Source organism: Streptomyces sp. ATLC9 (genome assembly GCF_057196705.1).
This window is the reverse complement of record NZ_JBXUOY010000133.1, coordinates 1-13,813: the sequence shown is the minus strand read 5'-3', so window position 1 is coordinate 13,813 and position 13,813 is coordinate 1. Positions and strand designations below refer to the sequence as shown.

13 protein-coding genes and 1 pseudogene are annotated in these 13,813 nt (G+C 72.6%); 6 read left to right on the top strand and 8 right to left on the bottom strand.

Going from position 1 to position 13,813, the window contains the following annotated elements:
• Window positions 1-62: 62 nt before the first annotated feature.
• Window positions 63-3,924 (bottom strand): annotated as a pseudogene (locus AC2CJA_RS15315) (ABC transporter ATP-binding protein).
• A gap of 260 nt (window positions 3,925-4,184) precedes the next feature.
• Here AC2CJA_RS15315 and AC2CJA_RS15310 point away from each other — a divergent pair.
• Together AC2CJA_RS15310 and AC2CJA_RS15305 are read left to right on the top strand one after the other, a co-directional pair.
• On the top strand, window positions 4,185-4,463 hold the full coding sequence (locus AC2CJA_RS15310; RefSeq protein WP_484603258.1) for a type II toxin-antitoxin system Phd/YefM family antitoxin: 279 nt from the start codon (window positions 4,185-4,187) through the stop codon (window positions 4,461-4,463).
• Window positions 4,456-4,860 carry a PIN domain-containing protein gene (locus tag AC2CJA_RS15305; protein ID WP_484603257.1) on the top strand — a complete coding sequence of 135 codons (405 nt, stop codon included), beginning with the start codon at window positions 4,456-4,458 and terminating at the stop codon, window positions 4,858-4,860. Before AC2CJA_RS15310 ends, AC2CJA_RS15305 begins: the two co-directional genes overlap by 8 nt.
• A gap of 280 nt (window positions 4,861-5,140) precedes the next feature.
• Here AC2CJA_RS15305 and AC2CJA_RS15300 read toward each other — a convergent pair whose 3' ends face one another.
• Complete coding sequence (locus tag AC2CJA_RS15300; RefSeq protein WP_484603256.1) at window positions 5,141-5,428, bottom strand: hypothetical protein; 288 nt, start codon at window positions 5,426-5,428, stop codon at window positions 5,141-5,143.
• Between the two features lie 364 nt (window positions 5,429-5,792).
• Entirely contained in the window at window positions 5,793-6,707 is a 915-nt protein-coding gene (locus AC2CJA_RS15295; protein WP_484603255.1) for an oxidoreductase, read from the bottom strand.
• Between the two features lie 71 nt (window positions 6,708-6,778).
• Here AC2CJA_RS15295 and AC2CJA_RS15290 point away from each other — a divergent pair, with 71 nt between their 5' ends.
• Window positions 6,779-7,381 (top strand): TetR/AcrR family transcriptional regulator, encoded by a 603-nt coding sequence (locus AC2CJA_RS15290; RefSeq protein ID WP_484603254.1) that lies wholly within the window; start codon window positions 6,779-6,781, stop codon window positions 7,379-7,381.
• 82 nt (window positions 7,382-7,463) lie between these two features.
• Here the strand turns inward: AC2CJA_RS15290 and AC2CJA_RS15285 are convergent, their stop codons facing one another.
• Window positions 7,464-7,664, bottom strand: a complete 201-nt coding sequence (locus tag AC2CJA_RS15285; protein ID WP_484603253.1) for a DUF397 domain-containing protein — start codon at window positions 7,662-7,664, stop codon at window positions 7,464-7,466.
• Between the two features lie 11 nt (window positions 7,665-7,675).
• Window positions 7,676-8,530 (bottom strand): helix-turn-helix domain-containing protein, encoded by an 855-nt coding sequence (locus tag AC2CJA_RS15280; protein ID WP_484603252.1) that lies wholly within the window; start codon window positions 8,528-8,530, stop codon window positions 7,676-7,678.
• 255 nt (window positions 8,531-8,785) lie between these two features.
• On the opposite strand from AC2CJA_RS15280, the gene AC2CJA_RS15275 reads away from it, so the two are divergent.
• Together AC2CJA_RS15275 and AC2CJA_RS15270 are read left to right on the top strand one after the other, a co-directional pair.
• Window positions 8,786-9,247, top strand: coding sequence for an ATP-binding protein (locus tag AC2CJA_RS15275; protein WP_484603251.1), 462 nt, complete (start codon window positions 8,786-8,788; stop codon window positions 9,245-9,247).
• On the top strand, window positions 9,247-9,399 hold the full coding sequence (locus AC2CJA_RS15270; RefSeq protein ID WP_484603250.1) for a hypothetical protein: 153 nt from the start codon (window positions 9,247-9,249) through the stop codon (window positions 9,397-9,399). The genes AC2CJA_RS15275 and AC2CJA_RS15270 overlap by 1 nt, the downstream gene beginning before the upstream one ends.
• A gap of 27 nt (window positions 9,400-9,426) precedes the next feature.
• Here AC2CJA_RS15270 and speB read toward each other — a convergent pair whose 3' ends face one another.
• Window positions 9,427-10,404 (bottom strand): agmatinase, encoded by a 978-nt coding sequence (gene speB, locus AC2CJA_RS15265; protein WP_484603249.1) that lies wholly within the window; start codon window positions 10,402-10,404, stop codon window positions 9,427-9,429.
• 191 nt (window positions 10,405-10,595) lie between these two features.
• Between speB and AC2CJA_RS15260 the strand changes: the two genes are divergently transcribed.
• Window positions 10,596-11,390, top strand: coding sequence for a phosphatase (locus tag AC2CJA_RS15260; RefSeq protein ID WP_484603248.1), 795 nt, complete (start codon window positions 10,596-10,598; stop codon window positions 11,388-11,390).
• A 44-nt stretch (window positions 11,391-11,434) separates the two neighbouring features.
• Here AC2CJA_RS15260 and AC2CJA_RS15255 read toward each other — a convergent pair whose 3' ends face one another.
• Both AC2CJA_RS15255 and AC2CJA_RS15250 read right to left on the bottom strand, forming a co-directional pair.
• Window positions 11,435-12,358 carry an acyl-CoA thioesterase gene (locus AC2CJA_RS15255; protein ID WP_484603247.1) on the bottom strand — a complete coding sequence of 308 codons (924 nt, stop codon included), beginning with the start codon at window positions 12,356-12,358 and terminating at the stop codon, window positions 11,435-11,437.
• Window positions 12,359-12,413: 55 nt separating this feature from the next.
• Window positions 12,414-13,571, bottom strand: coding sequence for an acyl-CoA dehydrogenase family protein (locus tag AC2CJA_RS15250; RefSeq protein ID WP_484603246.1), 1,158 nt, complete (start codon window positions 13,569-13,571; stop codon window positions 12,414-12,416).
• Between the last annotated feature and the right edge of the window lie 242 nt (window positions 13,572-13,813).

The window sequence follows — 13,813 nt, the reverse complement described above, 5'->3', positions numbered from 1 at the left end:
GCGCCCCCCTGTGCCCGGGGGGCGCGCTCAGCGGCGGGGAAGCGCTCGGTGGAGGGGCCCGCTCACACCCCCGCGCCCGCGGGCACGCCCGCGTAGGTGCGCCACAGCTGTGCGTACCGTCCGTCGCGCTCCAGCAGTTCCGCGTGGGTGCCGTCCTCCACCACCCGGCCGTGGTCCAGGACCACCACCCGGTCCGCGCGGGCGGCCGTGGTGAGGCGGTGGGCGACGACCAGGGTGGTGCGGCGGCCCGCCAGGCGGTCGGTGGCCTGGTTGACCAGTGCCTCGGTGGCCAGGTCCAGGGCCGCGGTGGCCTCGTCCAGCAGCAGGATGTCCGGGCGCACCAGCTCCGCGCGGGCCAGGGCGATCAGCTGCCGCTGCCCGGCCGAGAGGTTGCGCCCCTTCTCGGCGACCGGGTGCAGATAGCCGCCGGAGAGCGTGGCGATCATCTCGTGCGCGCCGACCGCCCGCGCGGCGGCCTCCACCTCGGCGTCGGTGGCGTCGGGACGGCCGTAGGCGATGGCGTCGCGCACCGTGCCGGGGAAGAGGTACGACTCCTGCGGCACCACCCCGAGCCGGTGGCGGTAGCCGGCCAGGTCCAGCTCGCGCAGATCGACTCCGTCCACGCGGACGGCGCCCGAGGTCGGGTCGTAGAACCGGGCGACCAGCTTGATCAGCGTGGACTTGCCCGCGCCCGTCTCGCCGACGAAGGCGACCGTCTGCCCGGCGGGGATCTTCAGGTCGATGCCGGACAGCGCGTTCCCGCCGCCCTCCCCGGCCCCGCCGCCGTCACCGCCGGCGCTGTCGGCGCTGTCGGCGCTGTACCGGAAGGCGACGTCCTCGAAGACGATCTCGCCGCGCAGCCGACCCACCTCGCGCGGCTCGCCCGGCAGCGGCGTCGTCGTCCGCTCGCGCAGCAGCTCCTGGACGCGGCCCAGGGAGACGACCGCCTGCTGGTAGCCGTCGAAGACCTGCGAGAGCTGCTGCACGGGGGCGAAGAACAGCTCGATGTAGAGCAGGTAGGCCACCAGCGCGCCCGCCGTCAGCGTGCCGTCGCCCACCCGGTTCGCCCCGACGACCAGCACGGCGGCGGTCGCCAGGGAGGCGAGGAACTGGATGAAGGGGAAGTACACCGAGATCAGCCACTGGCCGCGCACGCGCGCCTGCCGGTAGCCGTCGCTGAGCTCGGCGAAGCGGCGCGCGTCGCGCTCCTCGCGGCGGAACGCCTGCACGATCCGCAGACCGGCGACGCCCTCCTGCAGGGCGGCGTTGACACCGCTGACGCGCTCGCGCGCCAGCTCGTAGGCCTTGATGCTCTGGCGGCGGAAGAAGACCGTGCCGATCACCAGCGGCGGCAGGGTCGCCAGGACCACCAGCGCCAGCCCCGCGTCGATGACGACGAGGGCGACCATGATGCCGAAGAAGGTCAGCACCGCGACGATCGCCTGGACCAGCCCGGTCTGCAGGAAGGTCGTCAGGGCGTCCACGTCGGTGGTCATCCGGGTCATGATCTTCCCGGTCAGCTCGCGCTCGTAGTAGTCGAGCCCGAGGCGCTGGAGCTGGGCGAAGATCTTGACGCGGAGGGTGTAGAGGATCCGCTCGCCGGTGCGGCCGATGGCGCGGGTCTCGCCGGTCTGCGCGGCCCACTGCACCAGCACGACGACCAGCGCCAGCGCCGAGGCGGCCCAGACCGCGCCGAGCGCCGCCCGCTGGACGCCCTCGTCGATGCCGTGCCGCACCAGGACCGGCAGCAGCAGTCCGGCGGCCGCGTCGATCACGACCAGCAGCAGGCTCAGCAGCAGCGGCCCGCGGAAGCCGCGCAGCAGGTGCCGCAGCCCGTAGGCGGACTCGGCGGTCGCGGCGCGCTCCTCGTCGATGTCGGGGGTGTCGGTGGCCGGGGGCAGGGCCGCGACCTTGTCGAGCATCCCGGGGGTGGGGGGGGGGGCGGCCGCCGCCCCCCCCCCACCCCCCCCCCCCCCCGCGCGGGGGGCCGCCCCGCGCGGGGGCTCCCGCGACGCGGGGCCCGGGGGGGGGGGGGGGGGGCGCGCCGGGGGTGGTGGCGGTGGTGTCCTCCGGGTCCCCCTCCCGGATCCACAGGTCGGGGGTGACGCCGTCGACCCGGCCGTCGGACTCGCCGTCCTGCGAGCCCGCCCCGGAGGCGTCCCGGGCCGCGGCGGCCCGCCCGGCCGGGTCCCGCTCGACGCCGCCCAGCTCGTCGGGGTCGCTGAGCAGCCCGCGGTACAGCTCGCAGCGCTCCTGGAGTTCGGCGTCGGTGCCGACGTCCACCAGCCGCCCTCCGTCGAGCACGGCGATGCGGTCGGCCAGGGAGAGGGTGGAGCGGCGGTGGGCGATCAGCAGGGTGGTGCGGCCGGCCATCACCCCGCGCAGCGCCTCGTGGATCTCGTGCTCCACGCGGGCGTCCACGGCGGAGGTCGCGTCGTCCAGCACCAGCAGCCTGGGGTCGGACAGGATGGCGCGGGCCAGGGCGATGCGCTGGCGCTGGCCGCCGGAGAGGGTCAGTCCCTGCTCGCCGACGGCGGTGTCGTAGCCGTCGGGCAGGTCGGAGACGAAGCCGTCGGCCTGGGCGGCGCGCGCGGCGGCCCGCACCTGCTCGTCGGTGGCGTCGGGGTGGCCGTAGGCGATGTTGGCGCGGACGGTGTCGGAGAACAGGAAGCTGTGCTCGGGCACCAGGCCGATGGCCGCGCGCAGCGAGGCGGAGGTCAGCTCGCGCACGTCGTGGCCGCCGACCCGCACCGCGCCGGATGTCACGTCGTAGAAGCGCGGGAGCAGCAGCGAGACGGTGGACTTGCCGCTGCCGGAGGTGCCGACGACGGCGACGGTCTCGCCGGGCGAGATGCTCAGCGAGAAGTCCTCCAGCACCGGCCGCGCCTCGGGGCCGGTGTCGTACGCGAAGCCGACGCGGTCGAACTCGACGGTGGCGGGGGCGTCGGCGGGCAGCTCGCGGGCGTCCTCGCTCTCCCGGATGGCCGGCTCGGTGTCGATCAGCTCCAGGACGCGCTCGACGCCCGCCCGCGCCTGCTGGCCGACCGTCAGCATCAGGGTCAGCATCCGCACCGGCCCGACGAGCTGGGCGAGGTAGGTGGAGAAGGCGACGAAGGTGCCCAGGGTGATCTGGCCGCGGGTGGCCATCCAGCCGCCGAAGGCGAGCATCGCGACCTGGCCGAGGGCGGGTACGGCCTGCAGCGCGGGGGTGTAGCGCGCGTTCAGCCTCACCGTGCGCAGCCGGGCGGCGAACAGCTCGCGCCCGGCCGAGCGCAGCTTGCCGGTCTCCTGCTCCTCCTGTCCGAAGCCCTTGACCACGCGCACACCGCCGACGGCCCCGTCCACCACGCCCGCCACGGCGCCGGCCTGGGCCTGGGCGTACCAGCTGGCGGGGAAGAGCCGGTCGCGGCTGCGCCGGGCGATGAACGTCAGGGCGGGCGCGACGGCCAGCGCCACCAGCGTCAGCAGCGGCGAGAGGGTGACCATCACGACCAGCGAGATGACGAAGAGCAGGATGTTGCCGATCATCATCGGCGTCATGAACAGCAGACCCTGGATGAGCTGGAGGTCGCTGGTGCCGCGCCCGACGACCTGGCCGGTGGACAGCTCGTCCTGCCGCCGCCCGTCGAGGCGGGCGATGGAGTCGTACATCTCGGTGCGCAGGTCGTGCTGGACGTCGAGCGCGAGCCTGCCGCCGTAGTAGCGGCGCACGTACGTCAGCCCGTACACCGCGACCGCGGCGACGACCAGCAGCCCGATCCACAGACCGAGCCCGCCTCCGCCGCCGGTGCCTCCGTCGACGATGAAGTCGTCGATGACCACCTTGGTGACCAGGGGGACGAGCGCCATCACGGCCATGCCGGCGAGCGAGGCGCCCAGCGACAGCAGCACGTTGCGGCGGTAGCGCCAGCAGTACGCGGTCAGCCGCCGTGCCCAGCCCGGCCGCCGCGCGTCCCCGGCCTCCCCCGTGTCCCCGGCTTTCCCGGTCTCCCCCGCCCGCGTACCCGCCACTTCCGGTTACCTCCCGCTGGTCGTGCGTCGCCGTTTGCGACCGCGTGTCGCCCTGTGTGTCCACTGCACCGGTGGATCAACGCGCGGGCGACCGTATTTCATCCCGCTGGAGGGAGGGCGGACTGACCGAAGCAGATGTAGCACCTTGTGACTCTCGGTGCTACACTGCCTCCATGAAGGTCATCAATCAGCGCGAGTTCCGCAACAACTCCGCCGCCGTGATGAACGCTGTCGAAGCGGGCGAGACTTACCACATCACCAGAAACGGCATAGAGATCGCCGAGCTGCGCCCTCTCGCGCGCAGGCGCAAGATGACCGCGGAGGAGTTGGTGGCCAAACATCGGAAACTGCCTCGCATCGATTACGCCGCCATGCGGAAGGAGGCCGACGAGTTCTTCGGCGGGGAGGACCGTGTCGGCGACGAGGACCCCTGGGAGCGTCATCGTGGCTGACCGCCACCAGGCAGGAGTTCTCGACACCTGCGCGTACATCGATCTCGGCCTGCTGCCGGCCGAGCGACTCCCCCTTGTCCCCGAACTCACCGCCGTCACCCTTGCCGAACTGCACCAGGGAGTCGCCGTGGCAAGGGACCCGGCCGCCCGGGCGGCGCGAAGCGAAGTACTGGCCGCGGCCACCGCCGATTTCGAACCCCTCCCTTTCGACAAGGAAGCCACAGCGCGCTACGGCACGTTTGTGACACTGACGATCGCCATCGGACGTGACCCGCGGCCGCGCCGCATGGACCTGATGATCGCTTCGATCGCCTCAATCCACGGTCTGCCGCTGTTCACTCGCAACCCCGATGACTTCAAGGGGCTCGATCGCCTGCTCACCGTCGTCGCCGTCTGATCCACCTCGGAGGCGAGCAAAGGGGGCGCGGCCCGAGGAGCCAGGCATACTCTCCGGACCGCGCCCCTGGTGGGCCGCGGCGTGGACGGGCGGTGCGCGCCGGCACCCCCCACAGGACCAGCCCCCCGCCCGTCCGCTCGATCGGCCCGCCCCGCGGTGAGGAGGCCGACCACGGGGCCCGCCGGACCGCTCGCGCCGCCTGTCCGGGGCGTGCACGGCGACCGGCCGCTTCAGTGGGGTCCCAGACGGTGGGGACCCCGGTTTCCGCCGGAAGGTTTCGTCAGATGGCGAACACCTCCGTGCCGTATCCTTCCGTGCCGTCCGGCCACGCGCAGAGGATCCCCGGCGCGGAACGGCTCCCGGAGTTCCCCGGGCCTCCGGACTCCTCGGGGGCGCAGACCGGCGCGTCCGCGCCGCCCGCCTCCCCCGTGCGCTCCGGCGCGGCGGCGAGCACCAGCGCCGAGGGCGCGCGGGGCGCCGGCGCCGCGAGCGCCGCACCGCACAGCGGGGCGAGCGTGCCCGCGGCCAGCAGGCCGCTCACCAGGGCGCACTTCACCGTGTTCCGCATGACGCGTCCTTCCGTCGGGGCGTAACGGACAGCGAATGTGAGTCTGTCGGGAAGCGACGCCGGACGCATCTTCGACGATCATTTCGAGTAACGTTGCGTGTTAAATGAGTAGCCTGCCGTAACCCCCGGGGGTACAGGGGCGACGTAGCGATCACCAGCGACGTTACGATCGATCACCTTCACCGGATTCGAAACACTGTGCATACGTCCGGATACGCACCGCACCAAAGGTGACCGAAAAGCAAGGGGTTGGGGTCGGCGGAGCCCACGGCGCGACGCGCCGTGAAGTGCCGCGACCGCATCCCCGAAAGCAGTTGCACCCGCGACAGCCGCCGCGACCACCCCGTCCGCCCGGGCGGGCGCCTCAGCGCCTCGCGGGCACCACCGGGAAGCGGACTCCCGTCATCTCCTCCGACATCGCCCACAGCCGCCGCGCCGCCACCGGATCGCTCGCCGCCGCGCTACGCCCCACCAGCGTCGGCCCGCCCCGCGCCTCCATCACCCCGTCCGGGCCGACGTAGCTCGCGCCGGGCAGGGCGGCCGTCGCCGCGTACAGGGTCGGCAGGGCGCCCGCCCGGTCGTCCTGGGCGAGGAACCTGTTGCCGAACCGCATGACGGCGCGGGCGAGGGGGTTCGCCGCGTGGCTCTGGATGTTGGTGGCCGCGTACCCGGGGTGGGCGGCCAGGGCGCGGACCGGGGAACCCGACTCCGTCAGGCGGCGCTGGAGTTCCAGGGTGAACAGGAGGTTCGCCAGCTTGGACTGGGCGTAGGCGCCCTGCGGGGAGTAACCCGCCTCCATGTTCGGATCGTCGAACCGGATTCTCGCGCCACCCCAGCGGTGCGCGGCGGAGGCCAGCGTGACGACGCGGTCGGTGACGTGGGGCAGGAGCAGGTTCGTCAGCGCGAAGTGGCCGAGGTGGTTCGTGCCGAACTGCATCTCGAAGCCGTCCCGCGTGCGCCGCCGCGGGGTCATCATCACACCGGCGTTGTTGATCAGCAGGTCCAGGGGGCGGTCCTGCCAGTCCTCCGCGAAACCGCGCACGGAGGACAGGTCCGCCAGGTCCAGACGGAGCACCTCCGTACTGCCGTCCACCGTCGCCGCCGCCGCGCGGCCCCGCTCCACGTCCCGCACGGCGAACACCACATGCGCGCCCGCGCGGGCCAGCGCGTCCGCCGCGGTGCGTCCGATGCCGCTGTTGGCGCCCGTGACGACGGCCGTGCGGCCGGTGAGACCGGGGAGGAGGTCGGTGTTCCATCGCTTGCTCTGGTCGGTTGCCATGACCCCAAAGTAGACGATGACAACAATGATGGCAAAGACAACAAAGATGCCGCCGTCAACATCGGGATACGATGGACCGTATGTCCCGGAGCCGCCCCTACCACCACGGCGACCTGCGCGCCGCCCTGCTGGAGAGCGCCGAGCGCACCCTGCGGGAGAAGGGGGTCGCCTCCCTGTCCCTGCGCGAACTCGCCCGCGAGACCGGTGTCAGCCACGCGGCGCCCGGCCGCCACTTCAAGGACAAGCAGGCCCTGCTCGACGCCCTGGCCCTGGGCGGCTACGAACGGCTGGCCCGAGTCCTGGAGGGTGCCGACGAGCCCGCACTCCCGCTCCAGCCCCGCCTGACCGGCCTCGCCCGCGCCTACCTCGCCTTCGCCGCCGAGAACACCGAACTCCTGACCCTCATGTACGCCCGCAAGCACGAGCCCGGAGCCGCCGAGCGGATGGCCGCCGGGGTCGACCGGACGGTGGGCGTCTTCGAGCGGGTGATCGCGGACGCCCAGCGGCGCGGCGAGATCGTCGAGGCCGCCCCGAAACGCCTCACCCTCTTCACCGGCGCCGCCCTCCACGGCATCGCCGGCTTCGCGGCGGGCGGCATACTTGACCCGGCCGAGGCCCTCGGCATGACCGACGACCTGATCCACCACCTGCTGCACGGCCTCAGGTCCCGCTGACCGCCGCCCGGCGCGGGCCTCGGCCGCCGTGGAACAACCGCGTTGGGGGTGCCGATGGTCGGCACCCTCCAGCGCGAGGGGATCAGCGCGCGAAGTGGTCGAACTCCCCGGCCTTGATGCCCGCGATGAACGCGGCCAGGCCCGCCCGGCTCGTGGCGAGGACGAGCCCCGGCTCGTCGCTCTCCCGTATGAGCACGTCGTCGCCCCGCCGCGCGACCTCCACGCAGTTCTCCCCGCCGCCGCCGGAGAAGGAGGACTTCTGCCACTGGATCGGTGCACTCACGCCTATGCGCCTCACAGTTCTCTCGCAATGTGGTGGATGAGCTGCCGCGACTCCTCCGCGGTGAGCGAACCGTCCTCCGCGATGTCGAGCAACTGCCGGTAGCTGTGCAGAACGGCCTCGGCGTGCAGGTACTGCCCACCGAACGGGGTGTCCATCTGCAACGTATCCAGTTGCGGCACCGCCCCGCTGGCGTAGAGCACCGGCTGCGTGACCTCGATGAAGCTCTCGTTGGTGAACGGCACGACGCGCACTGTCACGCTGGGCCACTCGGTCACCTCCAACAGCTTCTCCAGTTGCGCCCGCACGACTCGGCGACCGCCGAAACGCATGCGTAGTGCGGCTTCGTGAATGATCGCGACGACCACCGGAGGTTCATCACGCTCGAAGATCATGCGCCGCCGCATGCGGTGTTTGACACGCGCCTCGATCTCACCCGTCGGCAGCCTGGGAATCGCCCCGCTGAACAAGGCCCTCGCGTAGTCCTCGGTCTGGAAGAGCCCGGGAAGGGAAACCGTCTGCATCGAACGCAGGCAGGTGGCGTGGTGTTCAAGCTCCGCAAGATCCAGGAACCCAGGAGCAAGAGTGCCCCTGTACTCCTCCCACCAGTGCCGCCCCCTGCGCTCGCGCGCGATGGCGCACAGCGCGTCGATCAACTCGCCGTCTCCACACGAGTAGTAGGACGCGAGTCTCCGGACACGCTCTTCACTGACACCGATGCGCCCGGACTCGATGTGGCTGACCTTGCCCTGGTCAGTACCGAGCAAGCCTGCCGCTTCGCGCGCCGTCTTCCCTGCCCGCTCCCGCAGCTTGCGCAACTCGGCGCCCAGGCGCACCTGTCGAACGGTGGGGTTGTCCCGTGCGGGCATGAGTGGCTCGTCCTTCCGTGACTCAGAGAGGTCTCTGCGTAGCAGTACCACAGGCCCACTCGACGGAGTGACTTTTTGGGGCAACCTTGCGCCGAAGCAAGCTTGCACCCTACTGTCCGTACCCGTACCGCTACGCATGCCGGTAAATCCGCAGTGCGGTCGTCCCTCCGTGCCCGCTCCTGGGCGTGTACGGGAGCGCGACAGAGCCACGGTGGCGAGCGCGAGCGGCGACCGCATCCGTTCACAGGGGGCACCATGACCGACCCGACATCCGCCACCGTGCTCGTCAACGCGCTTCAGCGGGCCCGCACTTGCCAGCTGCGGGCCCCGAACATCCCGGAGACCGTGAAGGTCGCGCGGGACATGGTGGCCGGACTGCTCGACGCCACCGGCCACTCGGCGCTGGCGGAGACCGCCCGGCTGCTGGTCTCCGAGGTCGTCTCGAACGTCCACCTCCACACGAAGGTGCCGCTGCTCACCCTGGAGGCGACGGTCGGAGGAGACCGGATCCGCGTGTCCGTCCAGGACGACGACACCACGGGCGCCCCCACCTCCCCCGGAGCCGGCGTACCGACCGAGGCCGAGCACGGCCGCGGCCTGCTCCTAGTCCGGGAACTCGCCGCCGCCTGGGGGACGGTGTGGCACGGCGAGCTGCAACCGTCCGGCAAGAGCGTGTGGTTCGAACTGCGCGGCACGCGCACCGGCCGGACGACGTGATGGGCACCGTGTTCCTCGGCCTGCTGGCCTTCACCGCCGGTGTCGCCGTCACCGGCGTCGTCCTCTCCCGCGCGCTGACGCCGCCACCGCCCGTCGAACTCTGCGACGCCTGCCTCGGCAGCTCCCGCGGCCACCGTGCGGACGGCCGGTGACCACGGGGCGGTCGGGCGGGATCGCCGCTATGCCCGGCCCTCCCGGCCGGCCGCGATCTGCCGGGACATGATCGTCGTCAGCTCGTAGGCGGTGTGGGAGGCGGCCACCGAGGTGATCTCGGCGTGGTCGTAGGCGGGGGCGACCTCGACCACGTCGGCCGAGACCAGGTTGCAGGAGGCCAGTCCGCGCAGGATCTCCAGCAGTTCGCGGGAGGTCATGCCGCCCGCCTCCGGGGTGCCGGTGCCGGGGGCGTGGGCCGGGTCGAGGCAGTCGATGTCGATGGAGACGTACAGCGGGCGGTCGCCGATGCGCTGGCGGAGCTGGTCGGCGACCTCGTCCACGCCGCGCCGCATCACGTCGGCGGAGGTGACGATGCCGAAGCCCATCCTGGCGTCGTCGGTGAGGTCCTTCTTGCCGTACAGCGGGCCGCGGGTGCCGACGTGGGAGAGGGCGGAGGTGTCGAGGACGCCCTCCTCCACCGCGCGCCGGAAGGGCGTGCCGTGGGTGTACTCGGCGCCGAAGTAGGTGTCCCAGGTGTCCAGGTGGGCGTCGAAGTGGAGCAGGGCGACGGGGCCGTGCCTGCGGGCCACCGCGCGCAGCAGGGGCAGGGCGATGGTGTGGTCGCCGCCGAGCGTCATCAGCCGGGCGCCGGTGTCCAGCAGTTCGCCGGCCGCCCGCTCCACGGTCTCGACCGCCTCGTGGATGTCGAAGGGGTTGGCGGCGATGTCGCCCGCGTCGGCGACCTGGGCGAGTGCGAAGGGCGAGGCGTCCTGGGCCGGGTTGTAGGGGCGCAGCAGGCGGGAGGCCTCGCGGACGGCGTTGGAGCCGAAGCGGGCGCCGGGCCGGTAGGAGACGCCCGAGTCGAAGGGCACCCCGACGACGGCGACGTCGGCGCGGCCCACCTCGTCCAGGCGGGGCAGGCGGGCGAAGGTCGCCGGGCCCGCGAAGCGCGGGACGCGGGAGGAGTCGACGGGTCCGCGGGGCTGCTGCTGGTCGCTGCTCATGCGGCCGAGGGTAGGCAGGGGCCCGCCCCGGCGGACATGTACGGATCCGACAGCCGGCCATCCTCTTTTGGACGGCCCGTACAGAAGGCGGCGGGTGCGGTGGGGCGCCGTGCGGGCGCGGCGGGCGTACGGCGGGGCGCCACGGGCCAAGGTGGATCGCCCGGCGGGCCACCTCGGGGGACAATGCCCCCATGCCGATAACCGCCGCCCCCTCCCGCTCCGAGCTGATCGACCACCTCGTCCGCACCCGTATCGCCGGAGACGTCGCCACTCCGCGCGAGAACAACCTGGACCACTACCGCCGGCTCGCCAACGGCGACCGGCACTACTGGCTGGGCCTGGAACTGGGCGACCGCTGGGGTGACGAGCAGGACGTGCTGGCGGTGATGGCCGAGCGCTGCGGGGTCGTCGACGATCCCGGGCACCGCCAGGGTCAGGACACCATCGACCCGGAGCTGACGGTGGCCGCCCTGGACCGGGCGGCGGTCGAGCTGCGCAAGGCGGCGGAGGCCGGCCACCGGGTGCTGTTCGCCACCGGCCACCCGGGCGCGCTGATCGATCTGCACAGCAAGGTGGCGAACGCGCTGCGGCTGGCCGGGTGCGAGATCGTACGGGTGCCGCTGGGGCTGATCGCGGACCAGGGCGTGGTGGTGCAGCTCGCCGACATCGCGATGCACGAGCGCGGGGCGACGCTGTGGCACACCCACTCCCCCGAGCCGATGACCGCGATCCTCGACGCCCTCCAGCGCGAGGGCGAGCCGCTGCCGGACCTGGTCTTCGCCGACCACGGGTGGGCGGGCCGCGCGGCGCAGCGCGGCATCACCACGGTCGGCTTCGCCGACTGCAACGACCCGGCGCTCTTCCTCGGCGAGGCGGAGGGCACCCTCGCGGTCACCGTCCCCCTGGACGACCATGTGATCAATCCGCGCTACTACGAGCCGATGACCGCCTACCTGCTGGCGGCGGCGGGACTGACGCCCGCGTAGCGCGGCGGGCGGGTGTCCGGCGGCGGCTGGGGCCCGCGCGGACCTCAGCCGCGCGGCACCCGCACCACGCCCTCCTGCATCACCGTGATCGCCAGCCGCCCGTCGGCGGTGAAGATCCGGCCGTGGCCCAGTCCGCGGCCGGCCTGGGAGGTGGGGCTGGACTGGTCGTACAGCAGCCACTCGTCCACCCGGAAGGGGCGGTGGAACCACATCGCGTGGTCCAGGCTCGCGCCCACCACGTCCCCGACCGCCCAGCCGCCGCGGCCGTGGGCGAGCAGGACGGGCTCCAGCAGACTCATGTCGGAGACGTAGGCGGCCAGGCAGAGGTGGAGCATCGGCCGGTCGAGGTCGCCGTCGAGCTTGCCGGCCGTGCGGAACCACACCTGGGAGCGCGGCTCGCGCGGCTGCCCGGCCGTCGCGTACGGCGGCTGGGTGACGTAGCGCAGGTCGACGGCCGCCCGCGCCTCGGCGAGGCGGTCGGCGACGCCGGGGTCGCTGAACAGGTGGGCGTGGCGCGGCAGCAGGTCGGTGGAGTTCGGCAGTGTCTCCGGGTCCGGGGCGGCCGGCATCGGCTCCTGGTGCTCCAGCCCGTCCTCGTGCGTCTGGAAGGAGGCCGACAGATGGAAGACCGGCTGTCCGTGCTGGACGGCGACGACCCGGCGGGTGGTGAAGGACCGCCCGTCGCGGATGCGGTCGGCCGTGTAGACGATCGGCGCGGCCGGGTCGCCGGGGCGCAGGAAGTAGGCGTGCAGCGAGTGCGCGAGCCGGTCGTCGGGGACGGTGCGGAAGGCCGCGACGAGCGCCTGCGCGGCCACCTGCCCGCCGAAGACCCGGGGGATGACCGCCTGGCGGCTCTGGCCGCGGAAGATGTCGCGGTCGATCCGCTCCAGGTCCAGCAGGCCGACCAGGTCCAGCAGGGCGGACGGGGGTGCCTGGCCGGCGCCCCCGTCCGTGCCGTTGTCGCTCATGGAAGGGGTGTTTCCTCTGCTCGGTTCCGTGCCCGGCCGCCTGGGCCCGGGCCGGTCACAGGCCCATCGACTTGGCGATGATGGAGCGCATGACCTCGCTGGTGCCCCCGTAGATGCGGGTGACACGGGTGTCGGCGTACAGGCGCGAGATCGGGTACTCCCGCATGTAACCGTAACCGCCGTGCAGCTGGAGGCACTTGTCGATGACCTTGGCGGCGGTCTCGGTGGTGAACAGCTTGACGGAGGCGGCGTCGGCGGGGGTCAGCTCCCCGGCGTCCAGGGCGTCCAGCGCGCGGTCCACGACCGCCTGCATGGCGTCCACGTCCGCCCGGCAGTCGGCGAGCACGAACTTGGTGTTCTGGAAGGAGGCCACGGGCTTGCCGAAGACCGTGCGGTCCCTGACGTACTCCTGGGCGAAGCGGACGGCGGCGGCGGACTGCGCGTAGGCGCCGACCGCGATGCCCAGGCGCTCCTGGGGGAGGTTGTGGGTGAGGTAGGAGAACGCCTCGCCCTCCTCGCCGAGCAGGTCCTCCACGGGGACCTTGACATCGGTGAAGGACAGCTCGGCGGTGTCGGAGGACTTAAGGCCCAGCTTGTCGAGGTTGCGGCCGACGGCGTAGCCCTCGCTCCTGGTGTCCACCACCAGGATGGAGATGCCGCCGCGGCGGTCCTCGGGGGTCGGCGGGGCGGTGCGGCAGCAGACCAGGACGCGGTCGGCCTGGACACCGCCGGTGATGAAGGTCTTGGCGCCGTTGAGTATGTAGTGCGTGCCGTCCTCCGACAGCTTCGCGGTGGTCTTCATGCCGGCCAGGTCCGAGCCGGCGCCGGGCTCGGTCATGGCGATGGCGGTCATCATCTCGCCGGTGACGAAGGGCGGCAGCCAGCGCCGCTTCTGCTCCTCGTCGGCGTACTTCAGCAGATAGGGCAGGCACAGCGCGGTGTGGACGCCGGAGCCGCCGAAGCTGACGCCGGCGCGGGCGGTCTCCTCGGAGATGACTGCGCTGTACTTGAAGCCGGTCTCGCCGGCGCCGCCGTACTCCTCGGGCACCTCGATGCCGAAGACGCCCAGCTCGCCGAGCTTGAGGTAGAGCTCGCGGGGGACGTAGCCCTGCTTCTCCCACTGCTCGTAGTGGGGCACGACCTCGGCGGCGATGAAGTCGCGGATGGTCTCGCGGAACGCCTCGTGGTCCTCGTTGAACACCGTGCGACGCACGTCATCGCCTCCTGGAGCCGGAAAACTGGCCGGAAAAACCAAGCGCTTGCTCAGACGCAAGTTACCGAAGGGCCGAATCGGCTGTCCAGGGGTGTTCCCGCGGTTGTCCGCCGCTGTGGGCGGTGTCATACGCACGGGGGCGGAAGCGGGGGGCTCAGCCCTCGGCGGCCGGCCCGTCGTCCGCCGTACCGCCGCCCACGCGGTACACGCCGCCCGCCGGGCCGCCGGGGCCGCCCTCCGCC

Bases quoted from the DNA above. Each gene is read 5' to 3' on its own strand.
- speB (WP_484603249.1), bottom strand. From the start codon at position 10,404: ATGAGCAGCGACCAGCAGCAGCCCCGCGGACCCGTCGACTCCTCCCGC.
- AC2CJA_RS15275 (WP_484603251.1), top strand. From the start codon at position 8,786: ATGACCGACCCGACATCCGCCACCGTGCTCGTCAACGCGCTTCAGCGG.
- AC2CJA_RS15290 (WP_484603254.1), top strand. From the start codon at position 6,779: ATGGACCGTATGTCCCGGAGCCGCCCCTACCACCACGGCGACCTGCGC.
- AC2CJA_RS15300 (WP_484603256.1), bottom strand. From the start codon at position 5,428: ATGCGGAACACGGTGAAGTGCGCCCTGGTGAGCGGCCTGCTGGCCGCG.
- AC2CJA_RS15295 (WP_484603255.1), bottom strand. From the start codon at position 6,707: ATGGCAACCGACCAGAGCAAGCGATGGAACACCGACCTCCTCCCCGGT.
- AC2CJA_RS15255 (WP_484603247.1), bottom strand. From the start codon at position 12,358: ATGAGCGACAACGGCACGGACGGGGGCGCCGGCCAGGCACCCCCGTCC.
- AC2CJA_RS15280 (WP_484603252.1), bottom strand. From the start codon at position 8,530: ATGCCCGCACGGGACAACCCCACCGTTCGACAGGTGCGCCTGGGCGCC.
- AC2CJA_RS15260 (WP_484603248.1), top strand. From the start codon at position 10,596: ATGCCGATAACCGCCGCCCCCTCCCGCTCCGAGCTGATCGACCACCTC.
- AC2CJA_RS15310 (WP_484603258.1), top strand. From the start codon at position 4,185: ATGAAGGTCATCAATCAGCGCGAGTTCCGCAACAACTCCGCCGCCGTG.
- AC2CJA_RS15270 (WP_484603250.1), top strand. From the start codon at position 9,247: ATGGGCACCGTGTTCCTCGGCCTGCTGGCCTTCACCGCCGGTGTCGCC.